Source organism: Streptomyces sp. CC224B, assembly GCF_030010595.1.
GTDB lineage: Bacteria > Actinomycetota > Actinomycetes > Streptomycetales > Streptomycetaceae > Streptomyces > Streptomyces longispororuber.
In genome coordinates this window covers 16816-29438 of the sequence record NZ_JASCXL010000118.1, presented here as the reverse complement: position 1 = coordinate 29438, position 12623 = coordinate 16816, and the positions used below count along the sequence as shown (strand labels likewise).

The following is a 12623-nucleotide window of genomic DNA, read 5'->3' as shown; positions in this document are numbered from 1 at the left end:
GCGGGGCCCCGGCCCGCGGCCCCGCGGCCCGCCGCGCCCCCGGGCAGGCGGTCCCGGAGGGCGCCGCGGCGGGGCCGCACCGGCTTGTTCGCGGGGGCGGGGGCGCTCGTGGCGTCGGCGGCGGTGTTCGCCACCGGGATGTTCTGGGAGCGCGACGGCGGCGGCTCCGAGCGGGCCCTGCCGGACACGACGGCCACCACGGACGACCCGCCGCCGGAGGAACCCGCCGCCCGGGTGTCGGCCGAGCGCGTGCCGCGGCCCGCGCCGCGTGCCGTACGGCCGTCGCACTCGGCCCGCCCGGGCCCGGCCCCCTCGGCGTCGCGGTCCCCGTCGGCATCGGCGTGGGCGACGCCCCGGCCGCGGCACGCGCCCGCCACGTCGCCGACCCGGACCACGGCCCGCGCCACCGGCCGGGTGGACCTCCCGGCGCTCCCGTCACCGTCCCGTACGCCGTCCCCGGGCACGCTGCGCCTGGGCGACCGCGGCGAGGAGGTCGCCGAACTCCAGTCCCGGCTGCGCCGGTTGTCCGTGTACGCGGGCCCGGCCGACGGCGTCTACACCGCGGCCGTGGCCGACGCCGTCGCCCGCTACCAGTGGGCCCGCGGCATCCTGGACGACCCCCTCGGCACCTACGGCCCGACGACCCGCCGCACCCTGGAGGCGGAGACAACCCCCTGACCCGGAAACCACCCCGAACGACAGCGCGCCGAAGGGGCGCGGGGAACTGCGCGCCCAGCCCCACACAACCCGCGGACCGCGACGAACCGCCCCCCGACGGCGCAACCGAAAGCCTCCGGAGGGCAGCACGGAGAACCCCGGAAAAGCACAGAGAGCGCAGGGACTGAGGGACTGGCAGAGAGCGCGGGGGCTGAACGGGAACCACAGACAGCCGTCAGCCGAAGACGAGCCGCAGCCCTCCGTCGGCCCCGGCGGCGACCCTCACCCCGGTGAGGTCGCCCACGCACACGGTCGGCCCGTACGCCGCGGCCCGGCTCCCGACCCCGACCACCCGCATCCCCGCGGCCAGCCCCGCCTCGATGCCCGCCCCGGAGTCCTCGAAGACCACGCAGTCCGCGGGGGCGAAGCCGAGTTCGGCCGCGCCCTTGAGGAAGCCCTCGGGGTCCGGCTTGCTGGCCGCGACGTCCTCGGCGGTGATCCGCACGTCGGGCATCGGCAGCCCCGCGGCGGCCATCCGGTTGGTGGACAGGGCGACGTCGGCGGAGGTCACCAGGGCGTGCGGGAGCCCGGCGAGGGAGGCGAGGAACGCGGGGGCGCCGGGCACGGGCACGACGCCGTCCATGTCGGCGGTCTCACGGGCGAGCATCTCGCGGTTCTCCGCGTGGTTCTCCGCCATGGGCCGGTCGGGCAGCAGCAGGGCCATGGAGGCGTGCCCCTGGCGCCCGTGCACGACCTTCATCACCTCGTCGCCGTCCAGGCCGTGGCGGGCCGCCCAGTCGCGCCAGCAGCGCTCGACGACGGCGTCCGAGTTGACGAGGGTCCCGTCCATGTCCAGGAGGAGGGCTCGGGCGGTCAGTTCGGTCACGGCCGTCATCGGCGTACTCCAAAAGCGAAGGGACCCGCACAGCGAGAGAGACAAGGCGGCCCCGCCCGCCGGTCAGGGAGTACGGGCGGAGCCACTTTGTTCGTTCACGGTACAAAACAAGCCTGCATGCAGCAACAATGCAGGTCAGAGGGGTGGGTACGGCCGACCGCGCCCAGGGCGGGCACGTCCGGGCCGCACCCGGGAGGCGCGGCGCCGCGGCGGCTACGCCAGCGCCTCGTACAGGCTCCACACCCCGAGCCCCAGCATCAGCAGGGACGCGATCTTCGTGATGAGGGACAGCGGCACCCGCTTCATCAGGGCCTTGCCGCCCACGATGCCGAGCCCGGCGACCGCCCAGAGCGCGAGGACGGCGCCGACGCCGACCGACAGGGGGTCCTCGTAGCGGGCTGCCAGGTTCGCCGTCATGATCTGCGTCAGGTCACCGAACTCCGCGACCAGGATGAGCATGAAGCCCGCCCCGGAGACCCGCCAGAAGCTCTGGTCCTTGGGCGCCCTGACCTCGCCCCCGTCGTCGCCCTTCTTCATCAGCAGCATCGCGGCCCCGCCGAGGAACAGCACGCCGGTCAGGGCGTGCACGAGCCGCTGCGGCGCGAGGGTCAGGACGCTGCCCGCCGCCACGGCGAGCACCACGTGCACCGTGAAGGCCGCGGCCACGCCCGCGAAGACGTAGCTCGCGCGGTAGCGGGTGCCGAGCACGAGCCCGGCGAGGGCCGTCTTGTCGGGCAGTTCGGCAAGGAAGACGACGCCGAAGACGAGCGCCGTCACACTCAAGCTGATCAAGGTTCCTCAATCGGTCGGGCCGCCCCACCGAGAGCTTCGCAGCAGCCTTCGCGTACGACACCTCGGCACGGCAGCGCGCGGCGACGCACACGGGTGTGTACGCGGGCACTGCTTGCCGAAGGTCTCGCTGGCCACCCACCGTCCGGTGGTGCCTCCGGGCGCCGGCTCAGTTCGCACTGAGCAGTGTGTCGACGGTCCGGCGAAGAGCTACTCCCCTTCTGCACTCCCCATCGTACGTGATCCCGACTTGCCCCTGAACAGGGACTTTCGTCCCCCGGGAGGGTCCATGCCCCTCTCCACGACAAGCCGTGACATACCGCCGAACCCCTTGTCCCGGGCACCTGATTGACGCGACCCTGTCACCGCGCGCACACCTTCCGGCCACCCCACGAGGCCAGCCTGGCCACGCCCGAGTGGTCAACGTCCCCCCACTGCAAGGGAGTTCGCATGTCGTCTGGCTACGCGCGTCACCGTGGCGCGGCCCTGGCCGCCGTCGCCGCCCTCGCCTCGGCCGCCACCCTGCTGTCCGGCAGCCCCGCCCACGCCGCCCCGCCCGCCCCCGTCGACGCCGCGACGGCCCGTACGTACCTGGGCCAGCTCACCGTCCGCGCCGAGGGCTCCTCCGACGGCTACAGCCGCGAGAAGTTCCCCCACTGGTCGACGGTGTCCGGCGCCTGCAACACCCGCGAGACCGTCCTCAAGCGCGACGGCAGCAACGTCCAGCAGGACGGGAGCTGTGCCGCCGTCTCCGGGACCTGGAAGTCGCCGTACGACAACGCCACCTGGTCCGCCGCCTCCGACGTCGACATCGACCACGTCGTCCCGCTCTCGGAGGCCTGGAAGTCCGGCGCCAGCTCCTGGACCACCGCCCGCCGCCAGGGCTTCGCCAACGACCTGGGCCAGCCGCAGCTCATCGCGGTCACCGACAACGTCAACCAGGCCAAGGGCGACAAGGACCCCGCCGAGTGGATGCCGCCGGTCGCCTCGTACCACTGCTTCTACGCGCGCATGTGGGTGGACGTGAAGCAGCACTACGGCCTGGGCGTCGACCCGGCCGAGAAGAGCAAGCTCGCCTCCGTCCTGAACGGCTGCTGACGCCTCTTCCCCGCCGGTCGCGTGGGACCGCCTCTCCCCCGCCGGTCGCGTGGAACCGTCTCTTCCCCGCCGGTTGCGCGGAACCGTCCCGCCCGCCTCCGTCGTTCCGTACCGTACGGGGCGACGGAGGAGGGTGATCGTGTGGCACGGCTGCTCCTGGGCCCACTGCTGAGATACGCCGACGGGCGGACCGCGACCGTGTGGGTCGAGGCCGACCGCCCCTGCACGGCCGAGGTGCGGTGCGCGGACGGCGCCGCGGGCGCGGCCCGCACCTTCCAGGTCGCCGGGCACCACTACGCGCTCGTGCCGGTCACCGGCCTGACCCCGGGCACGGAGACGGCGTACGAGGTGACCCTCGACGGCGGCGGCGTCTGGCCGCTGCCCGGGTCGCCGTACCCGCCGAGCACCATCCGCACGCCGCCGGAGGAACCGGACACCCTCCGGGTCACCTTCGGCTCCTGCCGGTGGGCCGCGCCGCCCGCCGAGGAGCACGACCCCTCCCCGGGTTCCCGGCTCCGCCCGGGCGGGGATGACCCCATCGGTCCGGACGCGCTCGACACCCTCGCCGCCCGCATCGCCGCCGACCCCGCCGCGCCGCGCCCCGACGTGCTGCTGCTCCTGGGCGACCAGGTGTACGCGGACGAGGTCTCCGAGCCCACCCGCCGCTGGCTCGCCGCCCGCCGCGACCTGTCCGAGCCCCCCGGCGACCAGGTGGCGGACTACGCCGAGTACACCCACCTCTACTACGAGTCCTGGCTCGACCCCGAGGTGCGCTGGCTGCTCTCCACCGTGCCGAGCTGCATGGTCTTCGACGACCACGACGTCATCGACGACTGGAACACCAGCGCCTCCTGGCTGGCGGAGATGCGGGCCACACCCTGGTGGCGCGAGCGGGTCCTCAGCGGCCTGATGTCGTACTGGGTGTACCAGCACCTGGGCAACGTCCCGCCCGCCGAGCTCGAGCGCGACGAGCTGTACGCCGCCGTGCGCGCGACGCCCGACGGGACCGACGCGCTGCGCGCCTTCGCCGCCCGCGCCGACGCGGAGCCCGCGGCCGTCCGCTGGAGCTACCGGCGCGACTTCGGCCGGGTGCGGCTGCTCATGGTCGACACCCGTGCCGCGCGCGTCCTCGCCGAGGACCGGCGCGCGATGCTCGACCCCGAGAACGCGCGCTGGCTGCGCGCCCAGGCCCTGGACGGCGACTGCGACCATCTGTTGATCGGCACCTCCCTGCCGTGGCTGCTCCCGCACCTCGTGCACGCCGCGGAGGGCTGGAACGCCGCGCTGTGCCGGGGCGAGCGCGGCGCCCGCTGGGCCCGGTTCGGCGAGAGGCTGCGGCGGCGCGCGGACCTGGAGCACTGGTCGGCCTTCCCGGCGTCGTTCGACGCGCTGTCCGCCCTGGTCGCAGAGGCGGGCACGGGCGCCGGAGCCCCGGCCACGATCTCCGTCCTGTCCGGGGACGTCCACCACGCCTACGTCGCCGAGCCCGCCTGGCCCGACGGCCGCGGCCCGGACGCGCGCGTGCTCCAGCTCACCTGCTCGCCGGTGCACAACTCCATCCCCGCCTCGATCCGGGTCGGCTTCCGCTTCGGCTGGAGCCGCGCGGGCCGCGCCCTGAGCCGCCTCTTCACCCGCCACGGCAGGCTCGCGCCCGCCGGGATCACCTGGCGCAAGACGGGCGGCCCCTGGTTCGGCAACCAGCTGATGACGCTGACGCTGCGGGGCCGCGAGGCCGCGCTGGTGCTCGAACAGGCCCGGCGCGGCGGGGGCCTGGAGACCGTCGCGTCGCGGGAGCTCTCCTCGGGCTCGGGCGGGAGCGGCCCGTAGGGCACGGCGCGGGGCACCGGCGGGTCGGGGCCTGGGGCCTGAGGTCCCGGGCGTGGGGTCCGGGGCACCGAGGGCCGAGGTCGGGCCCGGGGCCTGGGGCCCAAGGCGTGGGGCCCAAGGCGTGGGGCCCGGGGTCCGGCGGTCCGGGGCCCGGGGTCCGGCGGTCCGGGGCCTGGGGCCCGACAGTCCGGGCCCGGGGCAGGCCCCCAGTTTCGGGAAAGCGGCGGGGCGGCGGGGCCCCGCCAGGCATGATGCGGACCGTCCGCTTCCCCCACGCACCCCGACCGCCAAGGGAGCCTCCGCTTGTCCCTCGCCGCACCCGCCGCACCCCCCACCCCCGCGATAGCCGTCGTCGGCGCGGGGCCCCGCGGCACCAGCGTCCTGGAGCGCCTCTGCGCGTCCGCCACCGAACTCCTCGGGCCGGGCGGGCTTCTGACGATCCACGTGGTCGACCCCGCGCCCCCGGGCCCCGGCCGGGTCTGGCGCACCACCCAGCCGCCCGAGCTCCTGATGAACACCGTGGCCTCGCAGGTCACCCTGTTCACCGACGACAGCGTCGACTGCTCGGGCCCGATCCGGCCGGGGCCGAGCCTGTACGCGTGGGCGGCGCGGGGACACGTACCGGGCCTGGGTCCGGACGACTACCCGACGCGCGCCGACTACGGCCGCTATCTGGAGTGGGTGTTCGCCCGGACCGTCCGCGCCGCCCCCGGCACGGTCCGCGTCGTCACGCACGCGGCCCGCGCGGTGCGCCTGGCCGACGCGGACGGCGGCCTCCAGAGCATCGACCTCGACAACTCCCGCCGCCTGACCGGGCTTTCGGCCGTCGTGCTGGCCCAGGGCCATCTGCCCACCGCGCCCGGCCGCTCCCTCGCGGACCTGTCGGCGTACGCCGCCCGCCACGGCCTGCGCCACGTGCCGCCCGCCAACCCGGCCGACGTCGACCTCACCGGCCTCGCCCCCGGCGAGCCGGTGCTGCTGCGCGGCCTCGGCCTGAACTTCTTCGACCACCTGGCGCTCCTGACCGAGGGCCGCGGCGGCCGCTTCGTCCGGGCGCCGGGCGGCACCCTGCGCTACCTCCCCTCGGGCGCCGAGCCGCGCCTGTACGCCGGGTCCCGGCGCGGCGTGCCGTACCAGGCGCGCGGCGACAACGCCAAGGGCCCCTACGGGCGGCACCGCCCCGCCCTGCTCACCCCCGAGGTGATCGCCCGCTTCCGCAAGCGCGCGGACAGCGGGGACGCGCCGGACTTCCTGGCCGAGATCTGGCCGCTGGTGGCGAAGGAGGTGGAGACGGTCCACTACACGGCGCTGCTGGGCGCCCGCGGCACACCCGCGCGGGCACGGACGTTCCGCGCCCGCTTCCTCGACGTCCCCCACGGGCACCCCGAGGAGGCCGCGCTCCTGACCGCGTACGGGATACCGGAGGCCGAGCGCTGGTCCTGGCACCGCCTCGCGCACCCGTACGAGGGGCGGGTCTTCGGCTCGCCCGGCGACTTCCGCGCCTGGCTCCTGGACCATCTGCGCCGGGACGCGGCCGAGGCCGCGCTCGGCAATGTCGCCGGCCCGCTGAAGGCCGCCCTGGACGTGCTGCGGGACCTGCGCAACGAGCTGCGGCTCGCCGTGGACCACGGCGGGCTCGCGGGCCGCTCGCGCCGCGACCACCTCGACGGCTGGTACACCCCGCTCAACGCCTACCTGTCCATCGGGCCGCCCCGCCGCCGCGTCGAGGAGCTGACGGCGCTCGTCGAGGCGGGCGTGGTCGAGGTGCTCGGACCGCGCCTCGGCGTACGGGCCGAGGGCGGGGCGTTCCACGCGTGGTCACCGGACGTGCCGGGCTCCCGGGTGCGGGTGACCACGCTCGTGGAGGCGCGCCTTCCGGAGCCGGACGTACGGCGTACCGAGGACCCGCTCCTCGCGGACCTGCTGCGGACCGGGCAGTGCCGCCCGCACCGCGTCGACGGCTACGAGACGGGCGGGCTCGACGTGACGCCGCGCCCCTACCGGCTGCGCGACCGCCGCGGCCGGGTCCACCCCCGGCGGTTCGCGTTCGGGGTGCCGACGGAGGGCGTGCACTGGGTGACGGCGGCCGGGGCGCGGCCGGGCGTCGACTCGGTGACGCTGGCGGACGCCGACGCGGTGGCGCGGGCCGCGCTGCGGACGGCGGTTCCGGGCGGAGCCCGCGCGGCCAGGGGCGCGGGAGACGGCGTTCCGGCCGGAAACGGTGCGGCCAGGGGCGCACGGGACGGCCGAATACAGGGGATTCTCATCAAACACTCAGATGTTGAAGTTGCAAGTACTGCTGAGGCAAACCTAATCTTGGGCCTCGATCGGTTCCCGTCCCCAACCGAACCCGACCGAAGGAGTCCCCCACCATGACTGAGCGGCTGAACAGCGCCCAGCCCTACGCCCTCGGCCTCTTCCGCATCGTCATCGGCCTGCTCTTCTTCTGCCACGGCGCGTCCTCCCTCTTCGGGGCGTTCGGCGGCATGGACGGCAACGGCGCCACCGTCGACGCGGGCACCTGGCCGGGCTGGTACGCGGCCGTCATCCAGCTCGTCGGCGGGGCCCTGGTCATGCTCGGCCTCGGCACCCGGGCCGCGGCGTTCGTCTCGTCGGGCTCGATGGCGTACGCCTACTTCAAGGTCCACCAGCCCGAGGCGCTGTGGCCGATGGAGAACGGCGGCGAGGCCTCGGCCATGTTCTGCTGGGCGCTGCTGCTCCTGGTCTTCACCGGCTCGGGGGCGTTCGGCCTGGACCGCGTCATCGCCTCCGCGCGCGGCGAGCAGAAGCCCGCGGACTCCGAGCGCGCCACCGTCGCGGCCTGACCGCGCCGCCCGTGACACGCGTGCCCCCTGGCCGCACCGGTCCTCCGGTACGGCCAGGGGGCACTGTCGTGCGGTGCGGCCGCGTCACCACGACACGGGTGACGCGGCTTCGCGGTTACGCCGTCACGCCCCCGGCGGCGGCGCGAACGGCACGCTGAAGCACGCGAGGCGCGCCCCGGCGCCGCCCTGCTCGCGGTGGAGCACGACGGACGCCGCCTCACCGCGCCGGAATCCCCAGTCGTGGTACGCCGACGACCTGCCGGAGCCGTTCGGCTGTGCGGTGAAGTCCAGCCACACTTCGTTGTCCGGATTGACGTCACCGGGGTCCTGCGACGGCTTGTTCTGGTAGTGCCCGCCGGCCGCCATCGGGTCCGCGCCGCACGGCTTCTGGTGCACGTGCACGCCGTAGGCGTAGCCCGGCTTCATGCCCTTGACCCGCAACTGGACCTTCGTGCCCTTGTGGTCGCTGCGCTGGGTCACCTCGATCCACGAGCCCGCCGGTACGAGCTTCTGGTCGTACGTGATCGCGGACGGCGACACGAAGGCCGCGGGCGGCGCGAACCGTCCCTGCGCGCGGACCTCCACGCTGTCCGTCCCGCCGGTGGTACCGCTCGCGGCGAGCACAGCCGCCGCCACGGCCGAGGTCAGCACTCCTGCCACCATGGCCAAGCTCCTTTGTGTCTCCCAGGTCAGGCCCTTTTGGGGCGCTCTGTCACTGTTCGTTTCCGTGCACTTGGAGCGCCCACCACCGTACGCCGCTACGCGTGGGTCCGCCGGGGAAACGGAGGGACCGGTTCATGAACGTGACGTTGCGAACATCTGAGCCCCCCGTGGATCTACGGGCGACAGCCCGGCGTACGCTGTACAGCTGTCGTCAGGCCGCCACCCGCCGCTCCCCGTGAAAACGCGGCGATGAGTTGCCGACCGGGGATTACGGGGAGTTCGGGTGTTGGAGAGTGTGGGGGCGCTGACCGCGAGCCCATGGATTTACGCGGTCGTGGCGCTCTCGGTCCTGTTCGACGTGTTCCTGCCGCTGCTGCCGAGCGGCGTGCTCGTCATCACGGCCGCCACGGCCGCCGCCGCGGCGGGCTCCGGCACCGGGCGGGTCCCGCAGGACGTGCCGGACCTCCTGCTGCTCCTGCTGTGCGCGGCCACCGCGTCGGTCCTCGGCGACCTCGTCGCCTACCGCCTCGCCTGGCGCGGCGGCGAACGCCTCGACCGGGCCATCGCCCGCTCCCGCCGTCTGACCAGCGCCCAGGAGCGGCTCGGCACGGCTCTCTCGCGCGGGGGCGGCGTGCTCGTCGTCATCGCGCGCTTCGCCCCGGCCGGGCGGTCGATCGTCTCCCTCGGCGCGGGCGCGGCCCACCGCCGCAAGCGCGACTTCCTGCCGTGGTCGGCCCTGGCGGGCGTCGCCTGGGCCGGCTACAGCGTGGGGCTCGGCTACTTCGGCGGCCAGTGGCTGGGCGCGACGTGGCTCGCGACGGGCGTCTCGGTCCTGGCCCTCTTCGCCGCGGGCGCGGGCGCGGCGTACCTGGTCCGCCGCCCGGCCTGACGCTGCTCAGCCCGTCCGGCGCTCAAGGACGCCTGGGGCGCCCCTTCGAGGCCTAGCCCCGGCGACCGGCCCCCCGCACCTCGATGCCCGCGAGCAGCGCGGCCGTGGCCTCGGCCACGGCGTCGACCGCCCGCTCGAACACCTCCCGGTTGTGCGCGGCGGGCTCCCGGAACCCGGACACCTTGCGGACGTACTGGAGCGCGGCCGCCCGGATCTCGTCCTCGGTGGCCTCCTGCGGCAGGACGGGCGGGCGGAGCGTCTTGATACTGCGGCACATGCCTCCAGCTTCGCGCGTCGCCGCCCTGGCGAGAACCCCCCGTTCGGCCCGCGCGTCGCTCGCACACCAAATTCGAACAGGAGTAGCATTACGGTGTGCCCGAGTCGCCCCCGCATGAGTTCCCCGATGACCTCCTGGCCGCCCAGGAAGAGCTGCACCAGGTCAGGTCCGAGCTGCACGCCCTGCTGCGCCGCCTCCCGTGGTCCGTCGAGCCGCACGACGGCTTCAGCGACGACCACGGCTGGCGCAAGCTGGAGCGGCCGGCCTCGCCGGGCTGGACGCCGGACGAGCAGGCCGAGGTGGAGAAGTTGCGCGCCCGGGAGCGCGAACTGGCGGTCTTCGTAACGTGTCACCGCTTCTGGGAACAGGTTTCGGGACCGCAGGCGGTGGACACCCGGATGAGGCTCAAGCACGCCCACGAGACCCCACCACCCGAGGGGGCGTGACGACCGCCGACCAGCCCTCCGGGCCTCCGGCGGAACGGCGGGGCGGACATGGCCCGCCGAGCCCCCACAAGCATTGACACGCGCTCGCGGCGGGCGTTGACTCCGCCGTACGAGAGCCGGACGCGCCCTCGTACGCCCCTGCGACGACGTCACGGCTCGCGCTTCCGGGTCCGCCGCCCCGCTCCGTTCCGCGCGGATCCGCCACCGTCCATGACATCGCGCCCGGCCCCCGCGCGCAGCGTGCGGAGGTACACCCATGTACATCCTGACGATCGCCCTGCTCCTCGTCCTGATCGTCCTCGGTTTCAACGCTCCCCTGCTGTGGCTGGTCGCCGCGGCCATCGCCTACTTCCTGGTACGCCGCCACGACCGCGCCGCCGTCCAGGGCGGCGCCCCGGGCGGTTCCGGCAGCACGAGTACGCCCCACAGCTACCGGGACTACCGCATCCGCCGGGCCCGCCAGGAGCGCTGGGACCGCAGGTACCGGCGCACGCACCCGAGCCGATGACGTAGGGCGGCGACCGGTACGCCTACTCACCAGCGCCGTAGGGCGGCCACCGGTACGACTAATCACCGATCCGGGTGACGTAACGCTTGGCGCACCGGCTGCCGGGGAGCCTGGGCAGGCACCCTGCACCGCCCACCCCCGGGGAGCCGCCCCATGCGCCCGCACGCCCTGGTCTGCGTACCGTTCCTCCTGCTCGCGGCGGCCGGCTGCGCCTCCCCCGCTCACCGACCGCCCGCACCCGCCCCGGACGACGTGGTCAGGGCCGCCCAGCAGCGGCTCACCGACCGCTGCCTGGCCCGGCAGGGCCTCACGCCGCCCCGCCCGGGCGACCGCCCGCCGTCCACGGCCGAGCGCGACCGCGTGACCAGGGCCCTCTTCGGCACCGGCCGCACGGAACTGTCCTTGACGCTGTCCACGGGCCACGTCGTACGCGCCCACACCGACGGCTGCCTGGCCACCGCTCAACGCGCGCTGTACGGCGACCAGAAGCGCTGGTTCCGGGTGTCGACGGTGGTGAACAACCTCAAGCCGGAGGCGGCACACGCCCACCGCCCCCTGTCGGAAGTCCGCGCCACACACCGCGCGGACCTCACCACGTGGCACCAACTCCGCGCCCGCGCCCTGCGCAACGCGGAAACAATCCTGAACGCGGACAGGCCGACGCCCTCCCGGGAACCTTGAGGACAACTCCACGCAGCCGCACAAGCGGTGTCCGGCCACCTCGCCGTCACGACACGATGGCGGCGGCTCCGGGCAGCGCGTGCCCGCGCCCGCGCAGCTCGGCGGCCCGTCGGACGTGCACGGCTCCGAGGGCATGGGCGAAGGACTCGAACGGCTCATTGCGATGGAAGGCGGCCTCAGCCCTCCGTACGCAGGGGCAGCGCGGCGACGGCCGCGTCCCAGGGGAAGCCTTCCGGGTTTCCCTGCTTCGGCGGGTGCGGCTCGTATCCGCCGGGCCCGTCGAGGTACTGCACGCCCTGCTTCCGCAGTGCCGCGATGCTGTGCGCCACGGCTGGCTGCGCGCCCTGTGCCTGGTTGAAGTACGGCATGGCCGCGACGGGCACCCCCATGTGCACGCCTTCCGAGACGAGGCCGAGGGCCAGCGTGTCCGCGATCCCCGCGCCCCACTTGTTCAGGCTGGTGCAGGACAGCGGTGCCACGAGCATGGCGTCCGCCTTCGGCAGCGCATCGCCTTCGCCGGGGAGCTTGTACTGCGAACGCACCCGGTGCCCGGTGAGCTCCTCCAACTCGTCGGGGCGGTCCTCCCACCACCGGGCTGCGGAGGGCGTGAGGATCACACACGTGTCCCACCCCGCGGCCTGGGCACAGCGGACGCCGCGATCGAGGTACTGGGTCGGACCTGCGGCACAGGCGAGCAAGTAGAGAACCGGCTTCGTCATGCCCGGAGTCCACACCGCTGCGCCAGCGCACGCAACTGCCCTCCGGGATTCGGCATCCTGCCCACCAGGTCCTTGACCAGGTTCACCGCGTCGGGCCTGCCCTCGACCTCCCGCGCGCGCGACGGCGGCCCACTCGGCCAGGAGCCACTTCTACGCGGCGCGTTGGGCGTCGTCGTCAGAGTGGCCGGCTCATCGAGGTCGTCGGCGAGCCGCTCGGCCGCGCTCGGCGTCAGTCCGAGGCGCATGTCGAAGCCTCGCTCCCGGGCGTCTTGAATGGCACAAGCCACGGCGAAGACTGGCGAGGCGGCGCCGGCGAGGAAGTACAGCGTGGTCATGCCGCCCATCCGAC

The 12623-nt window shown here is 74.6% G+C and carries 15 protein-coding genes; 9 read left to right on the top strand and 6 right to left on the bottom strand.

Annotation, left to right across the window (positions count from 1 at the left end; all coding sequences use genetic code 11):
- Positions 1-678 (top strand): peptidoglycan-binding domain-containing protein (locus tag QK440_RS33610; RefSeq protein WP_282797036.1); only part of this gene is annotated, 678 nt, incomplete at its 5' end.
- A gap of 214 nt (positions 679-892) precedes the next feature.
- On the opposite strand, the gene QK440_RS33605 is transcribed toward QK440_RS33610, so the two are convergent.
- Positions 893-1552 carry an HAD family hydrolase gene (locus QK440_RS33605; RefSeq protein ID WP_282797035.1) on the bottom strand — a complete coding sequence of 220 codons (660 nt, stop codon included), beginning with the start codon at positions 1550-1552 and terminating at the stop codon, positions 893-895.
- A 213-nt stretch (positions 1553-1765) separates the two neighbouring features.
- A complete protein-coding gene (locus QK440_RS33600) occupies positions 1766-2344 on the bottom strand; it encodes a TMEM165/GDT1 family protein (protein ID WP_282797034.1) in 579 nt (192 codons plus the stop codon).
- 447 nt (positions 2345-2791) lie between these two features.
- Between QK440_RS33600 and QK440_RS33595 the strand changes: the two genes are divergently transcribed.
- The 4 genes from QK440_RS33595 (at position 2792) to QK440_RS33580 (ending at position 8091) form a co-directional block, all read left to right on the top strand.
- A complete protein-coding gene (locus tag QK440_RS33595; RefSeq protein WP_282797033.1) occupies positions 2792-3439 on the top strand; it encodes an HNH endonuclease family protein in 648 nt (215 codons plus the stop codon).
- 141 nt (positions 3440-3580) lie between these two features.
- Complete coding sequence (locus tag QK440_RS33590; RefSeq protein ID WP_282797032.1) at positions 3581-5266, top strand: alkaline phosphatase D family protein; 1686 nt, start codon at positions 3581-3583, stop codon at positions 5264-5266.
- Positions 5267-5569: 303 nt separating this feature from the next.
- Positions 5570-7642 carry an FAD/NAD(P)-binding protein gene (locus tag QK440_RS33585; protein ID WP_282797031.1) on the top strand — a complete coding sequence of 691 codons (2073 nt, stop codon included), beginning with the start codon at positions 5570-5572 and terminating at the stop codon, positions 7640-7642.
- Positions 7639-8091, top strand: a complete 453-nt coding sequence (locus tag QK440_RS33580) for a DoxX family protein (RefSeq protein WP_282797030.1) — start codon at positions 7639-7641, stop codon at positions 8089-8091. The genes QK440_RS33585 and QK440_RS33580 overlap by 4 nt, the downstream gene beginning before the upstream one ends.
- Positions 8092-8214: 123 nt before the next feature.
- Here QK440_RS33580 and QK440_RS33575 read toward each other — a convergent pair whose 3' ends face one another.
- Positions 8215-8754 carry a superoxide dismutase family protein gene (locus QK440_RS33575; protein WP_282797029.1) on the bottom strand — a complete coding sequence of 180 codons (540 nt, stop codon included), beginning with the start codon at positions 8752-8754 and terminating at the stop codon, positions 8215-8217.
- A 283-nt stretch (positions 8755-9037) separates the two neighbouring features.
- Here QK440_RS33575 and QK440_RS33570 point away from each other — a divergent pair, with 283 nt between their 5' ends.
- Positions 9038-9643, top strand: a complete 606-nt coding sequence (locus tag QK440_RS33570; RefSeq protein ID WP_282797028.1) for a VTT domain-containing protein — start codon at positions 9038-9040, stop codon at positions 9641-9643.
- A 52-nt stretch (positions 9644-9695) separates the two neighbouring features.
- On the opposite strand, the gene QK440_RS33565 is transcribed toward QK440_RS33570, so the two are convergent.
- Entirely contained in the window at positions 9696-9920 is a 225-nt protein-coding gene (locus QK440_RS33565; protein ID WP_282797027.1) for a DUF2277 domain-containing protein, read from the bottom strand.
- Positions 9921-10015: 95 nt separating this feature from the next.
- Here QK440_RS33565 and QK440_RS33560 point away from each other — a divergent pair, with 95 nt between their 5' ends.
- The 3 genes from QK440_RS33560 to QK440_RS33550 all read left to right on the top strand — a co-directional run bounded on the left by QK440_RS33560 (position 10016) and on the right by QK440_RS33550 (position 11555).
- Positions 10016-10366: a hypothetical protein gene (locus QK440_RS33560; RefSeq protein ID WP_282797026.1), complete on the top strand. Its 351-nt coding sequence runs from the start codon at positions 10016-10018 to the stop codon at positions 10364-10366.
- Positions 10367-10622: 256 nt separating this feature from the next.
- A complete protein-coding gene (locus QK440_RS33555) occupies positions 10623-10874 on the top strand; it encodes a hypothetical protein (protein ID WP_282797025.1) in 252 nt (83 codons plus the stop codon).
- A gap of 153 nt (positions 10875-11027) precedes the next feature.
- On the top strand, positions 11028-11555 hold the full coding sequence (locus QK440_RS33550) for a hypothetical protein (protein ID WP_282797024.1): 528 nt from the start codon (positions 11028-11030) through the stop codon (positions 11553-11555).
- Between the two features lie 176 nt (positions 11556-11731).
- On the opposite strand, the gene QK440_RS33540 is transcribed toward QK440_RS33550, so the two are convergent.
- Together QK440_RS33540 and QK440_RS33535 are read right to left on the bottom strand one after the other, a co-directional pair.
- The gene (locus QK440_RS33540) at positions 11732-12274 is read right to left on the bottom strand and encodes a flavoprotein (protein ID WP_282797023.1); all 543 of its coding nucleotides are present in this window, start codon (positions 12272-12274) and stop codon (positions 11732-11734) included.
- Positions 12271-12609: a hypothetical protein gene (locus QK440_RS33535; protein ID WP_282797022.1), complete on the bottom strand. Its 339-nt coding sequence runs from the start codon at positions 12607-12609 to the stop codon at positions 12271-12273. The genes QK440_RS33540 and QK440_RS33535 overlap by 4 nt, the downstream gene beginning before the upstream one ends.
- Positions 12610-12623: the final 14 nt, after the last annotated feature.

Excerpts from the sequence above, each read along its gene's own strand:
- QK440_RS33605 (WP_282797035.1), bottom strand. The coding sequence starts at position 1,552 with ATGACGGCCGTGACCGAACTGACCGCCCGAGCCCTCCTCCTGGACATG.
- QK440_RS33595 (WP_282797033.1), top strand. The coding sequence starts at position 2,792 with ATGTCGTCTGGCTACGCGCGTCACCGTGGCGCGGCCCTGGCCGCCGTC.
- QK440_RS33580 (WP_282797030.1), top strand. The coding sequence starts at position 7,639 with ATGACTGAGCGGCTGAACAGCGCCCAGCCCTACGCCCTCGGCCTCTTC.
- QK440_RS33575 (WP_282797029.1), bottom strand. The coding sequence starts at position 8,754 with ATGGTGGCAGGAGTGCTGACCTCGGCCGTGGCGGCGGCTGTGCTCGCC.
- QK440_RS33565 (WP_282797027.1), bottom strand. The coding sequence starts at position 9,920 with ATGTGCCGCAGTATCAAGACGCTCCGCCCGCCCGTCCTGCCGCAGGAG.
- QK440_RS33555 (WP_282797025.1), top strand. The coding sequence starts at position 10,623 with ATGTACATCCTGACGATCGCCCTGCTCCTCGTCCTGATCGTCCTCGGT.
- QK440_RS33550 (WP_282797024.1), top strand. The coding sequence starts at position 11,028 with ATGCGCCCGCACGCCCTGGTCTGCGTACCGTTCCTCCTGCTCGCGGCG.
- QK440_RS33540 (WP_282797023.1), bottom strand. The coding sequence starts at position 12,274 with ATGACGAAGCCGGTTCTCTACTTGCTCGCCTGTGCCGCAGGTCCGACC.
- QK440_RS33535 (WP_282797022.1), bottom strand. The coding sequence starts at position 12,609 with ATGACCACGCTGTACTTCCTCGCCGGCGCCGCCTCGCCAGTCTTCGCC.